Genomic DNA, 22,586 nt, shown 5'->3' with positions numbered 1-22,586 from the left:
GATACCGACGACGCCGCGCGCGGCGCGACCGAGCTGCGCCGATACGACATCGATCTCGGCGTGCGTCGGAGGAGCAAAAGGCGGGGTCGTCACCGTCTCAGCCTACGCGAGAGCACCCTGAAGAAGCACTTATGGGGCTTCGCTTGCCGTTTGCGCGAGACCCGCTCCGGCGATCGAACGCAGCAGCTGCGGCATCCAATCGGCAGGGGTCTCTTCGAGCTCGTCACTGACCGGTGTCTGCTCCTGTGGAAGCGACGCCGGGTCGAGGTCGTTGTCGACGAGATAGACGACTTCGCCGGGCCCTACGTAGTACAGCCGCTCCCGGGCCTGCGTCGTGATGTACGCGGGGTCTTCCCAGCGCTCGCGCTCTTGCTCGAGCGCCTCGATCTCGTCGGCGCTGACTTGGATCGATGCTTCCAGTGCCGCGATCTTCTGCCGCTGATCGATGTACGTGCCCAGCGTCGGAACCAGCACCCACGCACCCAGCACGACGAGCGAGAGCATGATCACCATGAAGCCCGACAGGCGGATCCCCGAGGCCCATTCGCGAACGTCGACCGTCGGAGACGACGAAGGAGGAGCCGGACGTCTGGTCATGGCTCCCCCTTCGTCTTACGTGTGTCTCAGCTGCGCTCAGCCCTGGAAGCGGCCGAACGCGGAGGCACCGGCGAAGACCGCGGCGTCGCCGAGCTCTTCTTCGATGCGCAGAAGCTGATTGTACTTCGCGACGCGCTCGCTGCGGGCGGGCGCACCGGTCTTGATCTGACCGGCGTTGGTCGCCACGGCGAGGTCGGCGATCGTGGTGTCTTCGGTCTCGCCCGAGCGGTGCGACAGCATCGCGGTGTAGCCGGAGCGCTGAGCCAGGCTCACCGCGTCGAAGGTCTCGGTCAGGGTGCCGATCTGAGTCACCTGCACCAGCCGCGAGTGGGCGACACCGCGCTTGATGCCGTCGGCGAGACGCTCGGGTTTGGTGACGAACAGGTCGTCGCCGACGAGCTGCACCTTCGAGCCGATCGCGTCGGTGAGCAGCTTCCAGTTCTCCCAGTCGTCTTCGGCGAGCGCGTCTTCGATCGTGACGATCGGGAAGTCGCTCACGAGCCCCTGGTAGTACTCGATGAGCTCAGGGCCCGACCAGTCCTTGTTGTCGAGACGGTAGACGCCGTCGTTGAAGAACTCGGTAGCAGCGACGTCGAGGCCCAGGGCGATGTCTTTGCCCGGGGTGAAGCCGGCCTTCTCGATCGCCTTGATGAGGAACTCCAGGCCCTCGCGGTTGCTAGGAAGGTCGGGAGCGAAGCCGCCCTCGTCACCGAGGCCGGTAGCGTAGCCGGCGGCCTTCAGCTCGCCCTTGAGGACGTGGTAGGTCTCCACACCCCAGCGCAGCGACTCGGAGTACGTCTCGGCGCCGATGGGCGCGAGGAAGAACTCCTGCATGTCGATGCCGTTGTCAGCGTGCTCGCCGCCGTTGATGACGTTGAACAGCGGCACGGGAAGAAGGTGCGCGTTCGGGCCGCCCAGGTAGCGGAACAGAGGCAGGTCTGCGGAATCGGCAGCGGCCTTCGCGACGGCGAGGCTCACGCCGAGAATGGCGTTGGCTCCCGTGCGCTTCTTGTTGTCGGTGCCGTCGGTCTCGATGAGGATCTCGTCGACGATGCGCTGTTCGCTGGCGTCGACGCCCTCCAGCGCCGGGCCGAGCTCATCGACGACGGCATCGACGGCCTTCAGCACGCCCTTTCCGCCGTAGCGGCTCTTGTCGCCGTCACGCAGTTCATACGCCTCGAACGCACCGGTGGATGCGCCGGAGGGAACGGCAGCGCGCTGCACGATGCCGTCATCGAGGAGCACCTCCACCTCAACGGTCGGGTTGCCTCGGGAGTCGAGAATCTCGCGTGCGCCTACTGCCTCGATGAGTGCCACGTATGTGCTCCTTGCTCAGGGAAAGGGGGTGGTGGAGCGTCGTCGATCCGTGGCCAGTCTAGTGCGCGGCATCCGCGCTTCGTAGGCCGCGCCCTCACACGACCAGCGCGATGGCGACGCCGTCCCAGCCCTTCAGGCCCACCGTCTGCAATGCGGTGGCGTCGAACCGCGGATCCGAGCCGAGCATGCGCAGGCCCTCACGCGTTCCGACAACCATCGGATCGGTGTTGTCGGCATCGGCGACGTCACCGGTGCGACCGATGTTGTCGAGCACGATGACAGTGCCCGGCCTGCCGAGCCGGGCAGCCCAATCGAGATACACCGTGTTCGACTCTTTGTCAGCGTCGATGAAGACCAGATCGAACGGGTCAGAGCCTTCGAGCGTCGGAAGAACCTCGGCGGCGCGCCCGATGCGAATCGCCACCCGCGCTCCCACGCCGGCGGCGTCGAGATTCGCGCGGGCGACGGCGGCGTTGTCCGGCTCGGCCTCGATCGAGGTGACGTTGCCGCCCTCGCCGACGCCGCGTGCGAGCCAGATGGTCGAATAACCGCCGAGCGCACCGATCTCGAGCACGCGGCGAGCCCCGCTCATCCGCACGATGAGATTCAACAGCTTGCCGCTGACGGGAGCCACCTCGATGTCGGGAAGTCCCGCCGCACGCTGCGCTGCGAGGGCGGCCTCGAGCTGCGGATCGTGCCCCACGAGCGTCTCGGAGAGGTACTCGTCGGTCAGGCGCCAGTTCTGTGGGGTCGGTTCAGCCATGGCTCCACCCAACCCCGCGGCGAAGACGCCGTCAAGGGTGCTTCGACTCAGCTGGCCTCGCCAGCTCGGGCTGCTTGCGCAGCTGCCCCGTCAGCGCCAACACGACCATGACGATCGCGCAGGCGATCCACCCGGCGACGCCGAGCGGCCCGACCAGGGCCATGTCGAACGTGGTGCCCGCCGCGTACACCAGCGTCACAAGCGCCCCGCACGCATTGAGCGCACCGTGCGCGAACACCGCCGGCCATACGGATGCCGTCCGCAGTCGCAACCACCCCAACAGCACACCCCAGGCGATGCATCCGCCCGTCATGAGCAGAACGCCGGTGATGTCGAGGCGACCGAAGTTGTAGCCCAACAGCACCACCGGAGCATGCCAGACGCCCCACACCGCACCGCTAATCAGCAGCGTCGGCCACGTGCCCAGAGGCCGCAGCGCCGGAATCAGAAACCCGCGCCAGCCCAGTTCCTCGCCGAAGGCGAGCACCGCATTGATCGTCGCTGCCGCGAACGGGATCATCACCAGCTGCGACATGATCATCACGATCGCCGGCGGCGCCGTAACACCCTCCGGGGTCACAGCCTGGAGCTGTTGGTCGAATCCCGAGAAGTTCACGAGGTCGAGCTGCACCCAGCCGCACAGTGCAGCGACCGCGACAGAAGCCGCGACGACCAGCATCGGGCCGAACAGCGCGAGCACGCTCATCCACACCACGCGTTTGGCCGGGCGCAGCGGCCACACTCCCAGAAACCGGAGGCGCTCGCCACGGGGCACCGGGCGCATCACGAGCAGGACGATGACGGCGGCGACCGCCGGCGTGTACATCATGACCGAGATGAGCAGACTGGAGAGCGGATCGGCCAGCCCACCGCCCAGCCATAGTGGTATGGCGACCAGCCAAGCCAGCCCCATCGCGAGGATGATGAAGGTGATCGTGGCGGACGGGCGGATGCGAGTCATGGTCTGCTCCTGTCGGGATGGGGGTCATCGTGGTTGGCGCGTTCGCGTACTGCTTCGAGCACGGATGCCGCGTCGCGTGCGCCGTCGACAGTGACGACGAACACCTTGCCTCGGCTGTCGGTGACCTGCAGCGCCTCACCGGTACGCAGCACGACGCCGCGACGACCATCGACGCCGATGCGCCAGCCCCATCCGCCGAACTCGGCCATCGGGTTGATCTCGACGACCTCGACGTTCACGATGTCGGCCGCCGCGATCCGGGTATCCGGCCAGCCGAGCAGCGAGCGCACGCGGAGCCCGGTGCCGTTCACGCGCACACGAAACACCAGAGTCGAACCGATCAACACGATCATCACGATGCTGAGCGCCACCAGAACCCATCCGCTCGGACCGCCACCGGCCACGGTGAAGGCCGTGGTGGCAAAGAGGATCAGCAGAAGCACCAGCAGCGTCATCCGACCGCCCCTCGCCATCGCGGCGGTGCCGAACCAGGCGGCGCGCTGCGCGGGAGCCAACGTCATGGCGGTCACGGGAGCACCCGTCGCGACGGGCCGCTCCGGCGAGCGCGGCTGCAGAAACCATCCGGCCACCGAACCGACGATGAGCAGACCGACGGAAACCAACGTCCATCCGCCGATGTCGGGCGCGAGCGAGGCCTCGGCGAGACCCCGCTGAATTCCCGCGGTCGACAAGGACATCACGGCGATCATCAACGCCAGCCCGAGACTCATCGCACCCAGAAAACGCGAGACGGGTCCCCACGACGCGACCGGGGGCTTGGTGCTGCTCTGCGGCATCCGATGACCAAAGGCTCCCATCACCCCCATGAGCGCGATCAGCCCACCACCGACGCCGAGCGGCAGCGCCACAGCCATCCACCGCGGCCCGTAGCCGTCGGCGCCGTCTGAGCCCCAGTGTGTCGCGATCGGGTCGGGCAGCTCCGGCAACCACGCGAAGGCGATCGCCGCGGTGATCGCGATGATCACGATCGGCACGAAAACCCCGACGATGAAGAAGGCGGTACGAGAGCGGCGAACCTCGTGATTCATGAGCGAGTCTCCTTCATCAGTGCGGCGAGAGTTGCCGGCGCGACGCCCAGGGCGGACGCGCGAGCGACAAGCGCCTGCAGGTCGTGGGCGAGATCGGCCAGCGGCGCAGCGGATGCCGAGATGACAGCGCCGCGACCGCGACGGAGATCGAGCAGGCCCTCGTCGCGAAGCTGCTGGTACGCGCGCAGCACGGTGTGCACGTTGATCTCGAGCGTCTCAGCGACGTCGCGCGCAGTCGGCAGCCGGTCGCCGGGAACGAGCCGACCGGCGAGGATGTCGCCGCGCACAGAAGAGGCGACTTGCTCGAAGAGCGGATGGGCGCTCTCGGCATCGATGGTGATCAGCATGACATCACCTCCGCTCCAGTTCTAATAGTTATAGCTTAACTAGAACAACTGTATCAACCCACAAACGCTTTTGCCTACAACGGCCGTTCCGTCACACTGACGACATGAAGATCACTCCCCGTCGGCTCGCCATCGGCATGAGCCTGTGGATTCCGAACCTGTTCAGCGGCATCCGGGTGCGTCGCTTCAGCGACGACTGGACGCACGCGACCGTCGAGCTGCGCATCAACGTCTTCACGCGCAACTATGTGAAGACCGCTTTCGGGGGATCGATGTCGGCCATGACCGATCCGTACTTCTTCATGCTCGTGATGCACCAGCTCGGCCGCGACTACGTCGTGTGGGACACGCGCGGAGAGATCGAGTTCGTCAAGCCCGGACGCGGCGTGCTCACCGCGCACTTTCACGTCCCGAAGGAGCACGCGGCCGCAATCCGCCAGAAGGCGCACGGCGGAGCCAAAGTGCTCGAGTGGTTCGAGACGGAGATCACCGATCGCGCGGGCGATGTGGTCGCGAAGGTTCGCCGGGAGGTCTACATCCGCGAGAAGAAGCGCATCACCCAGGCCCGCAATACCTGACGTTCACCGAACGATGCCACGATGAGCAGGTGAAACTCGCACGCCGCCTGACACTGACGGATGCCGTCGCCATCGGCCTCGGCTCCATGATCGGTGCTGGCGTCTTCTCGGTGTGGGGACCGGCCATCGCCGTCGCCGGTTCCGGCCTGCTCATCGCACTGGCGATCGCCGCGATCGTCGCGCTGTGCAATGCCACCTCGTCGGCACAGTTGGCAGCGGTGCATCCGGTCGCCGGCGGCACGTACGCGTATGCACGCGCCGAGATCGGACCCTGGTGGGGCTTCGTCGCCGGCTGGTGCTTCGTGATCGGCAAGATCGCCAGCTGCGCCGCCATGGCGATGACCTTCGCCGCCTATGCCGCCCCTGCCGGGTGGGAACCGGTCATCGCGTCCGCCGCGGTCGCGGCGCTCGCGGCCGTGAACTGCTTCGGCGTGACCCGCACCGCTCTTCTCACCCGCATCCTCGTCGTGATCTCACTGCTCGGCCTGGCCGCCGTCGTCGCCGTCGGCTTCTCGGGTGCGCCCGCCGCACCACCCGCGCCCCTGCCAGACCCCACTGCCTACGGCGTGCTGCAGGGTGCCGGGCTGCTGTTCTTCGCTTTCGCCGGGTACGCCCGCATCGCGACCATGGGCGAAGAGGTCGTGGAACCTGCCCGCAGCATCCCGCGCGCGATCGTTCTCGCGCTCACCGGAGCACTCGTGGTCTACACACTCGTCGCGGTGATCGTCATGATGGCACTCGGATCGGATGCCGCCGCCCACGCCGCTCCCCTGGCCGCCGTCGTCGATGCCGCCGGGTTCGCGGGCCTGGAACCGGTCGTGCGTATCGCAGCGGCCACGGCGTCGCTGGGGGCCCTGCTCGCGCTGCTCACCGGCATCGGACGCACGAGCCTCGCGATGGCGCGCGAAGCCGACCTGCCGCGGTTCTTCAGTGCCGTGCATCCGCGATGGCAGGTGCCCTACCGCGCCGAGATCGCCGTCGCGCTGATCGTCATCGCCATCGTGCTCGTCGCCGATCTGCGCGGCGCCATCGGCTTCTCCTCGTTCGGTGTGCTGATCTATTACCTCATCGCGAATGCCGCGGCGTTCCGGCAGCGCGCTGGCGCGCGACGTTATCCGCGCGCACTGCAGGTGATCGGTGTGCTCGGATGCCTCGTCCTCGTGAACACCCTGCCGGTGATCGCCTCGCTGATCGGAACGGGCGTCGTGATCGTCGGCGTCGTCTATCGGATGCTGCGGCTGCGCGTCAGTCGCAGCGCGGCCCGGTAGCCGCCTCTTCACGACACTGCGAGCTCAGCGCCGTGTCGCCAGCGCGGCGACCACCGCCGGAAGCAGCGCCTCAGCCGTGCGGCGGTACCCCGCAGCGCTCGGGTGGAACCGGTCAAGGCTGAACATCTCATCGGGTTGCTCGTGAAACACCGCTCCCACGGCCTGGCGCAGATCGACCGGCACGGCACCGGCGCGCCGCGCGGCCTTCGCCTGCTCCCGTGCGAGCCGCCGCGACATTCGCGACAGGATCCGGCGCAGAGGCTGGGGCACCGGCCGCAGCGTGCCGAGATCTGGGCATGTGCCGACGACGACAGGGGTGCCGGCATCCGACAACCGCGTCATGGCCTGCTCGAGCTGAGCCGCGGCCACGGCAGGCGGCACCAGGTGGGTGACGTCGTTTCCGCCCACGACGATCACCGCGACATCAGCCCGAAAGAGCGCACCCAGCGTGTCCAGCTGGCCGGCGAGCGCCGACGACTCCGAACCGACCACCGCTGCCGTCCGTAGCAGCACCGGACGCTTGAGCTGCTTGGCCAGGGCTTTCGCCAGTCGACCGCCGAGAGTCTGCTTGCGGTGCTCCGCGCCGAGCCCCGCGGCGAGCGAGTCACCCAGCAGCAGAAGCGTGACCGGCTCGCCCTGCAGCGCCCGGCGCCATACGCGGTCGGCATCCAGCGACTGCTCACCGAGCGGTTTTCCGATGCGCGCGCGGGCGATCGCGGCTTGACGAACCAGCACCATGCGAATGCCGGCTGCGAGCGCCACCACACCGCCGACGGCAGCGCCGACCATGACGAGGGTGCGAGCCATAGGCCGAGTTGAGCGCATCCGCGTGAACACGGTGTGAACAGCGGTACGGCGTGTGCTTCTTCGGCTACGCGATTCGCGATGTGGTGACGGTCGAGGGCACCCGGATTCGCTGACGTTGTCCCGATCTGCTGACGTTGTCCCGATCTGCTGACGTTGTCCCGATCTGCTGACGAACTCGGCCGAAAGCTCAGCAGATCGGGACGGACTCGGTCAATCGGGACGCCCCGGCAGACACCCGGGGACGCGCGGATGCCGGACGGGGACGGGGACGAGGCAGCCCGGACGCCGGGCCGGGTGCCGGAGGCTAGGACAGGGGCTTGAGTTCCAGTGCTCCGGGCTCGGCGCCCGCCGAAACCGTTGCGAACGCGGTGTACCCGTCGGCGGCAGAGCGCTCCAGCAGCCCCTTGAAGTTCTTCACGCGCCGCTCCAGCCGCACCCGCCCGGCACCACGGAAGGAACGGAGCACGGCCGCCTTGTGCGCGGCGAGCTCGGACACCGGCACGTCGGCGTCATGAACGAGCACGACCGCCTGGCTGTCGGCATCCGCTGTGAACTCGACGAGATCGACCAGACGCTCGAAACCGAGCGAGAACCCGACCGCAGGGACGTCCTGTCCGAGGAAGCGGCCGATCATGCCGTCGTACCGTCCGCCGCCGCCGAGCGAATAGCCCACCGACGGATGCGCGAGTTCGAAGATCGTGCCGGTGTAATATCCCATCCCGCGCACGAGGAACGGGTCGAACACGAGTGGCGTCGCATCGATCGATTCGGCGGCCGAGGCAGAGCCCGCGGCGACGGCCTCGCCGATGCCGACGAGGTGTGCGACCAGGTCATCCGGCGCGTTCTCCGGCAGTGCCTTGCGGATCTGCCGCTCGCCGTACGGGTTGTATTCCATCGTCAGCGGGCGACGCAGGAACGCCTCCAGCGCATCGACCGCGGCGGGCGTCGCTTCGCGTTCGCGAAGCTCAGCGACGATGCCGTCGGGGCCGACCTTGTCGAGCTTGTCGATCGTGATCAGCACGCCAGGACGCTCATCAGCGCGGAAACCGAAAGAATCGAGCATCCAATCGAGCACGCGACGATCGTTGATCCGCACCGAAGCGCCCGAGAGCCCCAACGCATCCAGAGCGTCCAGTGAAGCGACCATCAGCTCCGCCTCGGCGCGTGCGGAATCATCGCCCATGATGTCGATGTCGCACTGCATGAACTGGCGATACCGGCCCTTCTGCGGGCGCTCGGCACGCCAGACCGGCCCGATCTGAATGGCACGGAAGACACCGGGAAGCTGCCCGCGATTGCTCGCGTAGAAGCGCGCAAGTGGAACCGTCAGGTCGTAGCGCAGCCCGAGGTCAGACAACTGCGCCATGTTGTCGGCTGCCTGCCCGATCGCCACACCGATGCGCTCGATGTCGTCACCGCCCAAGCCACGACGCAGCACGTTGTACGCCAGCTTCTCGTTGTCACCGCCGACACCGGCATGCAAGCGGGAATACTCCTCCAACGCGGGTGTCTCGATCTCATCGAACCCGTGCGCCCGGTAACGATCGCGAATGACCGAGAGCACGCGCTCGCGACGGGCCTTGTCAGCGGGAAGGATATCGCGCATTCCGCGCGGCGGGTTCACAGTAGCCACGCCTCTATCTTTCCAGGTGTCGTCGGCATCTGTGGTCGGGCCTGCCCTGGCCTATGTCTAGGCAATCGGGCGAAGTCGAGTGGAAACGGCACCGACTCAGCGAGACGTGGACGCACCAGTCCACACTTTCTCGAGTGCTCGACTATCACAACCTCGCACTCTTGTCTGTCCTCCAAATGCCCTACAGACAGCCAGTACCCTCCGACCTACGCTAAAACCGACGGCCCAGAACCAGGACAAGAAGTAGCAACATGAAGCCTAAGTCAAGGTTCCCACTCATCGCCTCAGGCGCGGCAATCGCGTTTCTCCTGGGCGGCATGACTCCTGCGTATGCCGACCAATCTGAGGCAGACGACGTCGCCCAGGCCGTACGAACCGCAGCTCCCGTGGAGCTCACTTCTGCCGACCTTACCGCTACGGACACGGGTTATGGGATGACTCTCAACCACGGTGGAACGCTATCGCTCCCATTCGAGGCGGCAGATGACGTCTCGATCACAACAGGCGACGAGAAGGTTTCAGTCTCGCTGCCCCAATCCGGCCGTCTCAAAGAGGCAACTGTTGCAGACGACGGTTCCATCACGTTTGCCGGCGATGCCGAGACACCGGCGGTGAACGTCATGACAGCGGACGAAGCAATCCGCTTCAGTACTGTCATCACAGACAAGGTACAGCCCGAATCGTTCTCGTACGACTTCGGCGAGAACGCGACAGTCGAGATCCAACCGGACGGGGCGGCTGTCGTTTACCACGCGAGCGATGACAGTGAGGCCGTCGTCGAGACTATTGTCGCGAATGCTCGCGCTCCGTGGGCTTTCGACGCAGACGGCAACACTGTGCAAACCGAGTACGTCGCGGACGGGAGCACGCTGACGCAGATCGTTAAGCACGCAGACGTCGGTATCGTGTATCCCGTAGTCGCGGATCCTACATTCGACTTTCCAGCAGTATTCCAGTCGCGAGTCCGCTTCAATCGAGCGGAAACCGCAACAATCGCTGATCTCGGTCTCCTCTCGCTGGGAGGTGCGGTCTGCGGCCCCGTGGCCTGGGCGTGTATCGCCGCTGCAGGGGCGCTTGCAGTCAACGCAGGCGTTGCTAACAATTCGAATCCCAAAGCGTGCGTGCAGATCACGGTCACCACGCCGCCAGGTCTGCCTCACATCTTCTGGGTCGACATATACCGCGGTGGACCTTGCCGCTGAGCATTGAAGGGTGAGCTGAAGTGAACGATACAAAGACACCAGAGCCAACGACCTGGTGGCACGTCATCACACGACCGGCCAACCGCCTGATCATCACAGGCGCGGTGCTCGTGGTCTTCATCTGTGGCATCGTGCTCGGGGCGGTGTTGCCTGAATACAGATTCTGGTTCTATCTGCCCGCTCTTGCCGCAATCCTGGCGTGGTATCTGGCGATGATGCGTATCTATCGGGCCGCCACACGCGACCGACCATAACGCCCCGGAACGAGCAACACTGGCGCTAACGGGGTCGTCGATGACGCGGCGTCCGCGTCAGCGGCCCTCGGCTGCGCGCACCTCGGCTTCCAGCAGCCGCAGGCGCTCGCGCAGAGCACGCTCGGCGTCCCAGCCCTGATCGCGGGCGTGCGCGACGAGCGTGAGAAGAGCGTCGCCGAGGGCGGACTCGGATGCCGGAAGGGCAAGAGCGGGCGAGGGGTTCGACCCTTCGACAGGCTCAGGGATCGGAGGCGAAGGGGTGAGAGACGAGGCGCGGCCGATGAGCTTCTGGGCGAGGGCGAGGGCGGGCATGCCGCGCGGAACACCGTCGAGCACGCTCGTGCGCTCGCGCTTCTCCGCGGCCTTCGCGGCGTTCCAGTGCACGAGCACCTCTTCGGGCGTCGTCGCGACCTCATCGGCGAAGACGTGCGGATGCCGCCGGACCATCTTTTCCGTCAGCGTCTGCGCGACGTCGTCGATGTCGAAGGGGTCGTCACCGTCTTGCGCGGCGATCGCCGCGTGAAACAGTACCTGCCAGAGCAGATCGCCGAGCTCTTCGCGGAGGTCAGCGCGCGTGCCGGCCTCGACCGCGTCGATCACCTCGTGCGACTCTTCGATCAGGTACGGCACGAGGTCGCGATGGGTGATCTGCTGCGACCACGGGCACGCCTGCCGAACGGCCTTCATGGTGTCGGCTGCTTGGCGCAGAGCATCCGCTTCGTCGGTCATGACTCCCCTCCACGCTCGTCACGAACTGGCCGCGGTGACCCGACGGAACCACCGAGCGCGCAGCGAGATGACGATTCCGGCCAGTACGACCGAGATCAGCGAGCCCACCAGGACGCCGAGAATCGCCTGGTCGCGCACGATCTGGTTGTCGGCGAAAGCGAGGTTCGCCAGCAGCAGCGAGACCGTGAAGCCGATACCGCCGAGCGCCCCCGCCGCGACCAGGTCGGTGATCGTCAGATCGGGTTTCCTCCCCTTCGAGCCGACGCGAATCGCCACGAATCCGAACAGCGTGATGCCGATGATCTTGCCGACCGGCAGCGCGACCGCGATGCCGAAGAACGCCGGTGAGAGCTCCGAGGGCGAAAGCGCCGGGATCACGACGAACGCCGCGGCGAACGCGAAGATCGGCAGGATCACGCCGTTGACCCACGGTTCGAGCGCCTCTCGGGTCGGCGCCGCCGCGGCCGGAGCCATGGCCAGCCCCAGCAGCACACCGGCGATCGTGGCGTGGATCCCCGACGAGAGCACGAGCGCCCACACCAGCACGCCGACGACGACCATCAGCACGGCGATGAGCCAGCGCAGTCTGCCGCGAAGCATTCGCGAGAGCACGCCGAAGACCACGACGCCGACCACGGCGAGCAGAAGGTACAGCCAGTTCAGATCGTGTGCGAAGAGCACCGCGATGAAGATGATGCCGATGATGTCGTCGAGAATCGCCAGCGCGAGCAGGAACGCGCGCACGGCCGTGGGGAGTCCCTTGCCGAACACGGCGAGCACGCCGAGCGCGAAGGCGATGTCGGTCGCGGTGGGAATCGGCCAGCCGGTCGCGGTCTCCTCTCCCCCGGCGATGAAGAGATAGATGGCGATCGGCACCAGCACACCGCCGGCGGCAGCGATCGACGGCTGAAGCGCCTTGCCGAACGAGTTCAGATCGCCCTTCGTGAGCTCGTACTGCAGCTCCATCGCGACAGTGAAGAAGAAGATCGCCAGGATGCCGTCGGAGATCCAGTGCGCCACCGACATGTCGATGGCGGTTCCGGGGATCTGAATATGGAATCCGAGCACGGCGTCGATCGGGCCGAATGTCGGCAGATTCGCCAGCAGAAGCCCGACGGCCGCAGCCAGCAGCAGCAGGATCGCCGGGAACTGCTGAGTGCGCAGTAGGTTTCGCGAGTCGGGCATCGCCCCATGCTATCCGCTGCCCTGCCACGGGCGGTCATGTGGTCAGCAGCTCTGCGTGCACGGCGATAACCTCGAATGGTGACCCCCGAGCCCACGAACACAGAAGCCATCCGCGTCATCGGTCGATTCGAAGCCGGACGTGGGATTCCCGACGAGATGCGTGCTGACGTACGCATGCTCGGTGCCCTGCTCGGCCAGGTTCTGCGCGAAAGCGGACGCCCCGGGCTGTTCGAAGACGTCGAACGGCTGCGACTGGCCACCATTCAGGCATACGAGGAAGAGTCCAGCGACGCGTTCGACCGCGCCACCGAGATCGCGAACTCGTTCACGATCGAACGAGCCGACGAGGTCGCTCGCGCTTTCACCTGCTACTTCCACCTGGTGAACCTCGCCGAAGAGCATCAGCGCGTGCGCGTGCTCCGCGAGCGTGCCGGCCGCCCTGGCCGCGAAGACGCCACCGACACCGTCGCCGCCGCCTACGCTCAGCTGTGCCGTGAGGTCGGCGAAACCGAAGCACAGCGACGCCTCGGCGATCTGCGGTTCCACCCTGTGTTCACCGCGCACCCGACAGAAGCGCGCCGCCGCGCGGTGTCGACCAGCATCCGACGCCTGTCCGACCTGCTCGGCCAGCACGACGTCGCAAGCAGCGGCGGCGCCGAGCAGCGCCGCGCCCACCGACGGATGCTCGAAGAAGTCGACACGCTGTGGCGCACGGCACCGCTGCGCGACCAGAAGCCGTCGCCGACCGACGAGGTGCGCACCGTCATGTCGGTCTTCGACGAGACGCTCTTCACGACCGTGCCGCATGTGTATCGCCGCATCGACGATGCCCTGCGCGGAGATGCGTCTGGCGCGAGCGCGCCCGTCGTCCCGGCGTTCGTGCGCATCGGCTCGTGGGTCGGTGGCGACCGCGACGGTAACCCGTTCGTCACGGCATCCGTCACCCGCGAAGCGGCGCAGATCGCCTCTGGCCACGTTCTGCGCGGTCTCGAGCGTGCCATCTCCCGCATCGGTCGAAGCCTCACTCTCGGCGGGGAGGGCGCCCCACCCAGCGGCGCCGTCACGGCTCTGTGGGATGCCTTCGCTGCCGCTGATCCGGATGCCGCGGCCGACATCGCCACGCGCTCCCCCGACGAGCCGCACCGCCGCGTGCTGCTCGCCTTCGCCGAACGCGTCGCCGCGAAGCGTCGGAACGCACCCGGCGGATACGGCGCCCCTGAAGAACTGCTCGACGACCTGCGTGCCGTGCAGCGCTCGCTGGAGGCATCCGGTGCACGCCGCCATGCTTTCGGCGGCATCCAGCATCTGATCTGGCAGGTCGAGACGTACGGCTTCCACCTGACCGAGCTCGAGGTTCGTCAGCACTCGCAGGTGCACCGTGAGGCCCTCGCCGAACTCGACGCCGGCGGTGAGCTCAGCGACCGGACCCACGAGGTGCTCGATCTGTTCCGCGCTATCTCCGACATCCAGCGAGATTACGGACTGCGCGCTGCTGGACGCTATGTCGTCTCGTTCACGCAGTCGGCCGAAGACCTCGACAACGTGCACCGGCTGGCCCGCTACGCGCTCGGTGACGACGTTCCGGTGCTCGACGTCGTTCCGCTGTTCGAGACCTTCGCCGATCTGCAGGCGGCGCCGCAGATTCTCACCGAGGTCGTGCAGTTCCCCGAATTCCGCGAGCGCATGGCCGCCACGCAGAACCGCCTCGAGGTCATGCTCGGCTACTCCGACTCGTCGAAGGACGTCGGCCCGGTCGCCGCCAACCTCGCCCTCTACGAGGCACAGCGAAAGATCGCGCTGTGGGCGAAGGATGCCGGTATCTCGCTGACCCTCTTCCACGGGCGCGGCGGCGCTCTCGGGCGCGGTGGGGGCCCGGCGAACTCGGCCATCCTCGCGCAGCCGCCGCATTCGGTCGACGGACGCTTCAAGCTCACCGAGCAGGGAGAGACGATCTTCGCCCGCTACGGTGAACCGGCCATCGCCATGCGCCACATCGATCAGGTCGCCGCGGCGACGTTGCTGGCCTCGTCACCCGGCGTCGAAGCGCGCACCAGCGGCGCCGCCGAACGCTTCGCCGACGTCGCGAGCACGATGGACGCCGCCTCGCGTGAGCGCTTCTTCTCCCTCGTGAAGGCCGAAGGCTTCGCCCCGTGGTTCGCCACCGTGACGCCGATGGAAGAGATCGGCCTGCTTGCCCTCGGCTCCCGCCCCGCCCGACGCGGCCTCTCGGTGGAGTCGCTGGAAGATCTGCGCGCAATTCCGTGGGTGTTCGCATGGACGCAGGCGCGCATCAACCTCGCTGGCTGGTTCGGCCTCGGATCCGCGCTCGAAGCCGTCGGCGACGAAGCGCTTCTCGCCGAGGCCTATCGTGAGTGGCCGCTGCTGCAGACCATGGTCGACAATGTGGCGATGAGTCTGGCCAAGACCGATGAGCGCATCGCACGACGCTACCTCGCGCTCGGTGACCGCGATGACCTCGCCGAGCTCGTGCTCGACGAACTCGCACTCACCAAGCAGTGGGTCATACGCCTGACCGGCGGCGACGCCCTGCTCGAGAACAAGCCGGTCCTGCAGCGGGCTGTGACCCTGCGCAGTCCCTACGTGGATGCACTGTCGCTGCTGCAACTGCGTGCACTGGGAGAGCTGCGTTCGGCTCGCGAAGGCTCGGGCGTCGACGAGGAGCAGCGACGCCTGCTGCTGCTGTCGGTCAGCGGCGTCGCGGCGGGCCTGCAGAACACCGGGTGAGATCGCCCGTGTATCGCCCGAGAAAATACGAGGGGTACAGTGGGACTTCGTGCCCGACCTTGCACACCCTCTTATGCGACACGATCGCACGTCCATAACATCTTCCAGAAAGTCATCCCGCGTGACCGCTACCCTTACCGAATTTCACCCGCTCACCGAGTCTGTTCAGCCCGTCTTCGACACGGTGCTCGCCCGTAGCCCGCACGAACCCGAGTTCCAGCAGGCCGTGCACGAGGTGCTCGCGACCATCGCGCCCGCGCTGGATCAGCACCCGGAATACATCGAAGCCGGCATCCTGGATCGGCTGGTCGAGCCTGAACGTCAGATCATGTTCCGCGTTCCGTGGATGGACGACGCCGACAAGCTGCAGGTCAACCGTGGCTACCGCATCCAGTTCTCATCGGTCCTCGGCCCCTATAAGGGCGGGCTCCGGTTCCACCCCTCCGTGAACCTGTCGATCATCAAGTTCCTCGGCTTCGAGCAGATCTTCAAGAACGCGCTCACCGGTCAGGGCATCGGCGGCGCCAAGGGCGGAAGCGACTTCGACCCGCATGGCCGCTCGGATGCAGAGGTCATGCGCTTCTGCCAGTCGTTCATGGGCGAGCTGTACCGTCATCTCGGCGAGCACACCGACGTTCCCGCCGGCGACATCGGCGTCGGCGGCCGTGAGATCGGCTACCTGTTCGGGATGTACCGCAAGATCACCAACCGTCACGAGTCGGGCATGTTCACCGGCAAAGGAACCGGCTGGGGCGGCGCCGAAGTGCGCACCGAGGCCACCGGTTACGGTGCCGTGTTCTTCGCTCAAGAGATGCTCGCCGTTCACAACGACTCACTGGCCGGCAAGCGCGTCGGCGTCTCCGGGTCGGGCAATGTCGCGATCTACGCGATTCAGAAGGCCTGTCAGCTCGGCGCGACGGCGGTGACGGCATCCGACTCATCTGGCTACGTCGTCGACGACGCCGGAATCGACCTTGACCTGCTGCGCCAGATCAAAGAGGTCGAGCGTGCACGCATCGTCGAGTATGCGAATCGCCGCGCGAGCGCACGCTTCATCGAGGGCGGCAGCGTGTGGGATGTTCCCGTTGACATCGCCGTGCCCTCTGCGACGCAGAACGAAGTGAGCGCAGCCGATGCCGAGGCGCTGATCGCGAACGGTGTGCGCGCTGTGTCCGAGGGCGCGAATATGCCGTGTGTGCCGGAGGCCGTCGCGGCATTCCAGCGCGCGGGTGTGCTGTTCGCACCGGGCAAGGCGGCTAATGCCGGTGGTGTGGCAACGTCTGCCCTCGAGATGAGTCAGAACGCCTCGCGTCAGCGGTGGAACTTCGGCGACAGCGAGAACAAGCTGCGCGAGATCATGAGCGACATTCACAACGCGTCGTTCCAGGCCGCAGAGAAGTACGGAGTCCCGGGCGACTACGTTGCCGGTGCGAACATCGCCGGCTTCCAGCGCGTCGCCACGGCCATGCTCGCCCAGGGCGCCATCTGATCGCACGCACGAACACCTGTAGGCGGAGAACACGGATGTCGGCGGAATCCTGGGATTCCGGCCGACATCTGTGATCTGAACCGACACCTGTTCCTGTTGTCGGATGCCTCGGCTCACGCCGGCTGGTCGTCAGCGTGCCGTGCGAGCGAGCGCCCGTAGCGCTCGGTGAGCTGCACCATCAGATCAGGAGTGTCTCGGTCGACCCCGAACACATGCCCGGGGAAGTCAAGCTCGGGCTGTGCCTCAGCGATCGCATCGGCCTGATCGGGAGAGAAGAGCTTCACCGGATCGCCCACGGCCACCCAGCCGATGGGCACGACAGTGCTCTCGGTGAGCACGGCACGTCGCATCACGATCGCGTTCACCCTGACCTCGCAGCGGTCCGCGACGTGGGCGCCGTTGAACACGCGGGCGCCAGAGGCGAAGAACACCTCTTCGCCGACCGTCGCCCCCGCGATGCTCGCGAGAGTGCCGACCAGGGTGTGCGCCCCGATGTGCACGGCATCTACGGCTGTTGCGCGGATCAACGCGTTCTCCATCACGATGACATTGTCGCCGAGGGTGATGGGCCCGCCCTCGGCGGTGATCACAGCGCCGTGCAGCACCTGGCAGTCAGCACCGATCTCGACGTCGCCAGAGATGACGGCGGTCGGAGCGATGACGGCGGTGTCATGGATCCGGGGCCGAGCCCCGAGGTGCTCGTACAACATGCCGCCAGCGTAGCGCGCGTGGGCCCGTTCGCGTGCCGAATCTCAGACGCAGTTGGCCCGGGGCGGCGTGTTGCCCGCGCGACACGCCGAGTGCGGCCCGGGCCTTCTGAGATTCGGCACGGGCCGAGAGGCCGAAGCCCGGCGAGCCTCAGTTCGGGCGACGCACCTCGATGAGATGCCTGGTGGAGTGCGCGATGAACGAGCCGTGCCGTCGAATCAGCTCATGTAGGTCTTCAAGCCGTTCACGGTAGCGTTCAACGGTGAAGTTCGGCACCCACCAGATGAGCTTGCGCAGCAGATAGACCACGGCGGCGATGTCATGGATCTCGATCCGAAGCCGCGCCTCGCGCAGGTCGACGACGTCGAGTCCCGCCGCCCCTGCCGCTGCGACCTCGTCTTCCGGGTGGCGACCTCGTCGCGCCTCCGGCATCGGACCGAGGAAGAACTCGATGAGCTCGAACCCGCTTTCCGGTCCGACGTGCTGAGCGAAGTACGCACCACCGGCACACAGGACTCGCGCGATCTCGTCCCAGCGCGGCGCGACCGGATGCCTGCTGGTCACGAGATCGAAGGCGCCATCGGCAAACGGCAGCGGCCTGTCGTGCTCTGTGTGGACGACGGCGACACCGCGTGGATGCAGCAGGGCGGTGGCCTTCGCAACGTTCGGCGCCCAGGATTCGGTCGCGACGGCGGTCAGCGGGAACTGCCCCGCTTCTGCCAACACCTCTCCGCCTCCGGTGTCGAGATCGAGTGAAGCCGATGCGCCACTCAGCCGCTCGGCCAGCAGACGCGCGTATCCCCACGGCGGTCGTTCTTCGCTCGCGCGTCCGTCAAGCCAACTGAAATCCCACCCCGTGACATCAGCGGCCAGGCCCAGCGCAATCAGTTCTTCAGAATCAGACACATCCAACCTTCCGTCACGGGGACGCAGCGGACACGGGCTCCGGGAACAACGCGGTCAGCAGCTGCCCCACCCATGCGAGCAGCTCGGTGTCAGTGGGTAGCGGCACGACGAGGGCCTCTCCCCCGCCGACGAGTTTGGCCTTCGGATACAGCCGCTGCAACCGCACCTTCATCGAATCCGCGAGACGTGCGGGCGCCACACGCAGGTTCGACCCCATCGCCACGACATCTGTGAGCCCGGCACGCGCAGCACGGCGCCGCAGTCGCGCGATCGCGACCAGCCCCTCGACCTCTTCCGGCGGGGCGCCGTAGCGGTCGACGAGCTCCTCGACAACCAGGTCGATCGCCTCGTCTTTCGCCGTCGGTGCCGCCGCTGCGGAAAGCTTCTGGTAGGCCTCGAGCCGCAGGCGTTCGCTGTCGATGTACGTCTCTGGTATGCGGCCGTCTATGGGCAGTTCCATGCGCAGTTCGCCTCCTGTCTCGGTCTCTTCACCGCGGAAGGTGGCGACAGCCTCGCCCACCATGCGCAGGTACAGGTCGAACCCGACCCCGGCGATGTGACCGGCCTGTTCTCCCCCGAGCATGTTGCCCGCGCCGCGCAGTTCGAGGTCTTTGAGCGCCACTTGCATGCCCGAGCCGAGTTCGTTGTTCACGGCGATCGTCTGCAGGCGGTCGGCGGCCGTCTCCGACAGCGGCTTCAGCTCGTCGTAGAGGAAGTACGCATACGCGCGCTCGCGCCCACGGCCCACCCGTCCCCGCAGCTGATGCAGCTGCGACAGCCCGTACTTGTCTGCCCGGTCGATGATGATCGTGTTGGCGTTCGAGATATCGAGACCGGTCTCGACGATCGTGGTCGACACGAGTACGTCGTACTTGCGCTCCCAGAAGTCGTCGACGACCTGCTCGAGCTGGTGCTCGCCCATCTTTCCGTGCGCGACAGCGATGCGTGCTTCGGGTACGAGCTCGGCGAGCTGGGTGGCGACGCGCTGAATCGACTGCACTCGGTTGTGCACGAAGAACACCTGCCCTTCACGCAGGATCTCACGCCGGATGGCTGCGGCGATCTGCTTGTCGCTGCGGGCGCCGACGAACGAGAGAATCGGATGCCTGTCCTCCGGCGGCGTCGCCAACGTCGACATCTCGCGGATGCCGGTGACGGCCATCTCGAGCGTGCGCGGAATCGGCGTCGCGCTCATCGCGAGGATGTCGACGTTCGTCTTCAGCTTCTTCAGTCGGTCTTTGTGCTCGACCCCGAAGCGCTGCTCCTCATCGATGATGAGAAGCCCCAGGTCTTTGAACATCACCTGATCAGTCAGGATGCGGTGGGTTCCGATCACCATGTCGACCGTGCCGTCGAGCAGCCCGTCACGTGTGAGGCGCGCGTCTTTATCTGATTGAAAGCGTGACAGCGCTCTGACCTTCACCGGGAATCCGGCGAAGCGCTCGGCGAAGGTCTCCATGTGCTGTTTGACCAGCAGCGTCGTGGGCACGAGCATCGCCACCTGCTTGCCGTCTTGGATCGCCTTGAACGCCGCACGCACGGCGACCTCGGTCTTACCGAACCCGACGTCACCGGACAGCAGACGATCCATCGGAATGGGGCGTTCCATGTCGGCTTTGATCTCGTCGATCGTCTGCAATTGATCTTGCGTCTCTGCGAACGGGAACGCCTCTTCGAGTTCACGCTGCCACGGCGTATCAGGGCCGAAGGCGTGCCCCTTCGCCGACATGCGCGCCGAGTACAGCTTCACGAGTTCGACGGCTATATCGCGCACGGCCTTACGGGCCTTGCCCTTCGCCGCCGACCAATCGCTGCCGCCCATCTTCGACAGCGTCGGCGCCTCGCCGCCGACGTAGCGCGACAGCAGATCGAGCTGATCAGTAGGAACGTAGAGCTTGTCGCCCGGGTAGCCGCGCTTGGATGGCGCGTACTCGAGCACGAGGTAATCACGCGTGGTCTTGGTGCCATTGCGGCCGCCGGTGGAGACCTCGCGCTGGGTCATCTCGACGAAACGAGCGATGCCGTGCGTCGAGTGCACGACGAAATCACCGTTCTTGAGCTGCAGCGGATCGACGACGTTCTTACGTCGCGAGGCGAGCTTCTTGACGACCCGCTGGTCGCCGCCGATCGTTCGGCCGTAGAACTCGTTGTCGGTGAGAACGGCGAGCTTCGCCTCGGGCACCTGGAACCCGGATTCGAGAGAGCCGAGCACCAGGGTTGCGACACCGGCATCCGGTTCGTCGGTCAGAGTGTCGACCGCTCGCGCGGCGAGCCCCCGATCGGAGAGCACGTCTCTCGCACGATCGATGAGCCCCGCACCGGATGCGACGATCACCACCCGCCACCTGTCGGCCAGCCGCTCGGCAACGAACTCGACCGCGCCGTCGACGTTGCCGTGGAACGACGGGATGATCGACGAGTGGATGCCGGCCGCAGAGTCATCGTCGGCCGCAAAGGGGCTGAACCGCCACCACACGCCTCCCCGATCGCGAACGATCTCGCGCAGCTGCGCGATGCTGAGGAAGTCGCCGGCACCCAGGTCGATCGGAGCCGATGCCCCGGAGGTCGCCGCGCTCCATGCGGCCTCAAGGAACTCACGATTGGTCTCACCGAGGCTCTGGGCCCGAGCGCTCGAGCGCTCGGGGTCGACCAGCGCGACCGCCGTATCAGCGGGGAAGTACTCAGCCAGCGACTGCAACGGCCCCGCCACAGCGGGAAGCAGCGATTCCATGCCTTCGACCGGAATGCCCTCGGCCATCTTCTCGAGCATCCCCCCGATGGCGGGGAACGCGTCGATGAGCGACCGTGCTTTGTCGCGCACATCGGCCGTCAGCAGCAGCTCGCGCGTCGCCGGCAGCTCGACCCGATCGACGTCACCGGGCAGCGACCGCTGATCAGCCACCGAGAATGCACGGATCTGGTCGATCTCATCACCGAAGAACTCGACGCGGTACGGATGCTCACTCGTCGGCGGGAACACATCGAGGATGCCGCCACGAACGGCGAACTCGCCCCGGCGCGACACCATGTCGACGCGTGAATAGGCGCGCTCGACCAGCTGTTCGATGGCGGCTTCGAGCTCGAGGCCGCGGCCGCCGAGCACGAGTGAGAGGGGGGCTGTGGCGCCAAGGTTGGCGGCAACAGGTTGCAGCGCCGCCCGCACAGACGCCACCACGATCAACGGTCGCTCCTGCGCCCAGGTGCTGATCTGGCGCAGCGTCTCAAGACGCTGGCCGACCGTGTCGGGGCTGGGGCTCAGCCGTTCGTGCGGCAGCGTCTCCCATGCGGGAAACCGGAGGATCTCGGCATCCGGCACGAAAGAAGCCAGCGACGAGGCCAGCGACTCGGCGCGACGGCCCGTGGGCGCGATCACCAAGAGGGATGCTGCCTTGCCTGCGCGCGTGCGCCGATCGAGCAGCCCCGCGATCGTCGGAGCATCGAGCCCATCGACCAAGCCCAGATCGGCATCGGCCTGCGCCCAGGTGAGGGCATCACGGTAAAGGGTCGCCTCTTCCAAGGCGCGCAGAATCCCTGGAACAGTCACCTGATGAGTTTACTGGCCACCGCGGACATCGAGATCGTCACCCGGCGCTTCTGCGAAGACCCCTCGAAGCTGTCGGTCATCCGGAGTAAGCTCTGCCATACCCGAGCGAGGAGAAGCGGTGGACGAAACTGTCGTGCGCACGCAGCGGCCCGGTGCGGAGAAGATCGCCCAGCGGCGTCATGAACTCGCCGATGCCGCGCTTGCGGCGATAGCCGCCCGCGGCTTCGCCAACACCGGCCTGCGCGACGTCGCCGCGCACAGCGACCTCTCCCTCGGCATCCTGCACTACTACTTCGCCGGAAAAGACGATCTGATCGGCCAGGCGATCTGGCAGTACAAGTCCGAGTGCGCCCGCCGCTACGACGTGCTCGTCGAGACCTCGCGCACCGGCGCCGAGCTCGCCGACCGCTTCGGAGCTGAGATGGCGTCGACCATGCGCGACGAGGCGGACATGCATCGCCTCTGGTACGACCTGCGCAATCAGGCGATGTTCGAAAGCGGGTT

The 22,586-nt window shown here is 66.6% G+C and carries 20 protein-coding genes and 1 pseudogene; 7 read left to right on the top strand and 14 right to left on the bottom strand.

Features of this window, described 5'->3' with window-relative positions:
• The 7 genes and pseudogenes from Q1J95_RS05885 to Q1J95_RS05855 all read right to left on the bottom strand — a co-directional run.
• Window positions 1-93, bottom strand: a pseudogene (locus tag Q1J95_RS05885) (DUF501 domain-containing protein); the annotation flags it as partial.
• Between the two features lie 36 nt (window positions 94-129).
• On the bottom strand, window positions 130-597 hold the full coding sequence (locus tag Q1J95_RS05880) for a septum formation initiator family protein (RefSeq protein WP_300266414.1): 468 nt from the start codon (window positions 595-597) through the stop codon (window positions 130-132).
• Between the two features lie 36 nt (window positions 598-633).
• On the bottom strand, window positions 634-1,914 hold the full coding sequence (eno, locus tag Q1J95_RS05875; RefSeq protein WP_300266413.1) for a phosphopyruvate hydratase: 1,281 nt from the start codon (window positions 1,912-1,914) through the stop codon (window positions 634-636).
• Between the two features lie 94 nt (window positions 1,915-2,008).
• Window positions 2,009-2,677, bottom strand: a complete 669-nt coding sequence (locus tag Q1J95_RS05870) for an O-methyltransferase (protein WP_300266411.1) — start codon at window positions 2,675-2,677, stop codon at window positions 2,009-2,011.
• A gap of 31 nt (window positions 2,678-2,708) precedes the next feature.
• A complete protein-coding gene (locus tag Q1J95_RS05865) occupies window positions 2,709-3,638 on the bottom strand; it encodes a type II CAAX endopeptidase family protein (RefSeq protein ID WP_300266409.1) in 930 nt (309 codons plus the stop codon).
• Window positions 3,635-4,687, bottom strand: a complete 1,053-nt coding sequence (locus Q1J95_RS05860; protein ID WP_300266407.1) for a DUF1648 domain-containing protein — start codon at window positions 4,685-4,687, stop codon at window positions 3,635-3,637. Before Q1J95_RS05860 ends, Q1J95_RS05865 begins: the two co-directional genes overlap by 4 nt.
• On the bottom strand, window positions 4,684-5,034 hold the full coding sequence (locus tag Q1J95_RS05855; RefSeq protein ID WP_300266405.1) for a GntR family transcriptional regulator: 351 nt from the start codon (window positions 5,032-5,034) through the stop codon (window positions 4,684-4,686). The genes Q1J95_RS05860 and Q1J95_RS05855 overlap by 4 nt, the downstream gene beginning before the upstream one ends.
• Before the next feature lie 104 nt (window positions 5,035-5,138).
• On the opposite strand from Q1J95_RS05855, the gene Q1J95_RS05850 reads away from it, so the two are divergent.
• On the top strand, window positions 5,139-5,612 hold the full coding sequence (locus Q1J95_RS05850; RefSeq protein ID WP_300266404.1) for a DUF4442 domain-containing protein: 474 nt from the start codon (window positions 5,139-5,141) through the stop codon (window positions 5,610-5,612).
• Between the two features lie 29 nt (window positions 5,613-5,641).
• Window positions 5,642-6,880 (top strand): APC family permease, encoded by a 1,239-nt coding sequence (locus tag Q1J95_RS05845; protein ID WP_300266403.1) that lies wholly within the window; start codon window positions 5,642-5,644, stop codon window positions 6,878-6,880.
• Between the two features lie 24 nt (window positions 6,881-6,904).
• On the opposite strand, the gene Q1J95_RS05840 is transcribed toward Q1J95_RS05845, so the two are convergent.
• Entirely contained in the window at window positions 6,905-7,687 is a 783-nt protein-coding gene (locus Q1J95_RS05840; RefSeq protein WP_300266402.1) for an SGNH/GDSL hydrolase family protein, read from the bottom strand.
• Between the two features lie 304 nt (window positions 7,688-7,991).
• A complete protein-coding gene (locus Q1J95_RS05835; protein WP_300266416.1) occupies window positions 7,992-9,293 on the bottom strand; it encodes an ATP phosphoribosyltransferase regulatory subunit in 1,302 nt (433 codons plus the stop codon).
• Between the two features lie 278 nt (window positions 9,294-9,571).
• Between Q1J95_RS05835 and Q1J95_RS05830 the strand changes: the two genes are divergently transcribed.
• Window positions 9,572-10,522: a hypothetical protein gene (locus Q1J95_RS05830; RefSeq protein ID WP_300266401.1), complete on the top strand. Its 951-nt coding sequence runs from the start codon at window positions 9,572-9,574 to the stop codon at window positions 10,520-10,522.
• 20 nt (window positions 10,523-10,542) lie between these two features.
• The gene (locus tag Q1J95_RS05825) at window positions 10,543-10,776 is read left to right on the top strand and encodes a hypothetical protein (protein ID WP_300266400.1); all 234 of its coding nucleotides are present in this window, start codon (window positions 10,543-10,545) and stop codon (window positions 10,774-10,776) included.
• A gap of 57 nt (window positions 10,777-10,833) precedes the next feature.
• Here the strand turns inward: Q1J95_RS05825 and Q1J95_RS05820 are convergent, their stop codons facing one another.
• Window positions 10,834-11,505 (bottom strand): MazG nucleotide pyrophosphohydrolase domain-containing protein, encoded by a 672-nt coding sequence (locus Q1J95_RS05820; protein WP_300266399.1) that lies wholly within the window; start codon window positions 11,503-11,505, stop codon window positions 10,834-10,836.
• Between the two features lie 18 nt (window positions 11,506-11,523).
• A complete protein-coding gene (gene nhaA, locus Q1J95_RS05815; RefSeq protein ID WP_300266398.1) occupies window positions 11,524-12,690 on the bottom strand; it encodes a Na+/H+ antiporter NhaA in 1,167 nt (388 codons plus the stop codon).
• Between the two features lie 156 nt (window positions 12,691-12,846).
• Between nhaA and Q1J95_RS05810 the strand changes: the two genes are divergently transcribed.
• Window positions 12,847-15,435 (top strand): phosphoenolpyruvate carboxylase, encoded by a 2,589-nt coding sequence (locus Q1J95_RS05810; protein ID WP_300266415.1) that lies wholly within the window; start codon window positions 12,847-12,849, stop codon window positions 15,433-15,435.
• A 121-nt stretch (window positions 15,436-15,556) separates the two neighbouring features.
• Window positions 15,557-16,924: an NADP-specific glutamate dehydrogenase gene (gene gdhA, locus Q1J95_RS05805; protein WP_300266396.1), complete on the top strand. Its 1,368-nt coding sequence runs from the start codon at window positions 15,557-15,559 to the stop codon at window positions 16,922-16,924.
• Window positions 16,925-17,037: 113 nt separating this feature from the next.
• Here gdhA and Q1J95_RS05800 read toward each other — a convergent pair whose 3' ends face one another.
• The 3 genes from Q1J95_RS05800 to mfd form a co-directional block, all read right to left on the bottom strand.
• The gene (locus tag Q1J95_RS05800) at window positions 17,038-17,634 is read right to left on the bottom strand and encodes a gamma carbonic anhydrase family protein (RefSeq protein ID WP_300266394.1); all 597 of its coding nucleotides are present in this window, start codon (window positions 17,632-17,634) and stop codon (window positions 17,038-17,040) included.
• Between the two features lie 148 nt (window positions 17,635-17,782).
• A complete protein-coding gene (locus tag Q1J95_RS05795; protein ID WP_300266393.1) occupies window positions 17,783-18,538 on the bottom strand; it encodes a methyltransferase domain-containing protein in 756 nt (251 codons plus the stop codon).
• Between the two features lie 13 nt (window positions 18,539-18,551).
• Window positions 18,552-22,082 (bottom strand): transcription-repair coupling factor, encoded by a 3,531-nt coding sequence (gene mfd / locus Q1J95_RS05790; protein ID WP_300266392.1) that lies wholly within the window; start codon window positions 22,080-22,082, stop codon window positions 18,552-18,554.
• 118 nt (window positions 22,083-22,200) lie between these two features.
• Between mfd and Q1J95_RS05785 the strand changes: the two genes are divergently transcribed.
• Window positions 22,201-22,586, top strand: a 386-nt coding sequence (locus Q1J95_RS05785) for a helix-turn-helix domain-containing protein (protein WP_300266390.1), incomplete at its 3' end; no start/stop codon positions are given.

Source organism: Microbacterium sp. (assembly GCF_029263575.1).
In the GTDB taxonomy this organism is placed as follows: Bacteria; Actinomycetota; Actinomycetes; order Actinomycetales; family Microbacteriaceae; genus Microbacterium.
Note: the sequence above shows the minus strand (reverse complement) of the source record. Positions and strands in the feature narration are given on the sequence as shown.

Coding starts and splice junctions, on each gene's coding strand:
- Q1J95_RS05880 (WP_300266414.1), bottom strand. CDS start 597: ATGACCAGACGTCCGGCTCCTCCTTCGTCGTCTCCGACGGTCGACGTT.
- Q1J95_RS05870 (WP_300266411.1), bottom strand. CDS start 2,677: ATGGCTGAACCGACCCCACAGAACTGGCGCCTGACCGACGAGTACCTC.
- Q1J95_RS05865 (WP_300266409.1), bottom strand. CDS start 3,638: ATGACTCGCATCCGCCCGTCCGCCACGATCACCTTCATCATCCTCGCG.
- Q1J95_RS05860 (WP_300266407.1), bottom strand. CDS start 4,687: ATGAATCACGAGGTTCGCCGCTCTCGTACCGCCTTCTTCATCGTCGGG.
- Q1J95_RS05855 (WP_300266405.1), bottom strand. CDS start 5,034: ATGCTGATCACCATCGATGCCGAGAGCGCCCATCCGCTCTTCGAGCAA.
- Q1J95_RS05850 (WP_300266404.1), top strand. CDS start 5,139: ATGAAGATCACTCCCCGTCGGCTCGCCATCGGCATGAGCCTGTGGATT.
- Q1J95_RS05840 (WP_300266402.1), bottom strand. CDS start 7,687: ATGGCTCGCACCCTCGTCATGGTCGGCGCTGCCGTCGGCGGTGTGGTG.
- Q1J95_RS05835 (WP_300266416.1), bottom strand. CDS start 9,293: ATGCGCGATATCCTTCCCGCTGACAAGGCCCGTCGCGAGCGCGTGCTC.
- Q1J95_RS05830 (WP_300266401.1), top strand. CDS start 9,572: ATGAAGCCTAAGTCAAGGTTCCCACTCATCGCCTCAGGCGCGGCAATC.
- Q1J95_RS05820 (WP_300266399.1), bottom strand. CDS start 11,505: ATGACCGACGAAGCGGATGCTCTGCGCCAAGCAGCCGACACCATGAAG.
- nhaA (WP_300266398.1), bottom strand. CDS start 12,690: ATGCCCGACTCGCGAAACCTACTGCGCACTCAGCAGTTCCCGGCGATC.
- Q1J95_RS05810 (WP_300266415.1), top strand. CDS start 12,847: ATGCGTGCTGACGTACGCATGCTCGGTGCCCTGCTCGGCCAGGTTCTG.
- Q1J95_RS05800 (WP_300266394.1), bottom strand. CDS start 17,634: ATGTTGTACGAGCACCTCGGGGCTCGGCCCCGGATCCATGACACCGCC.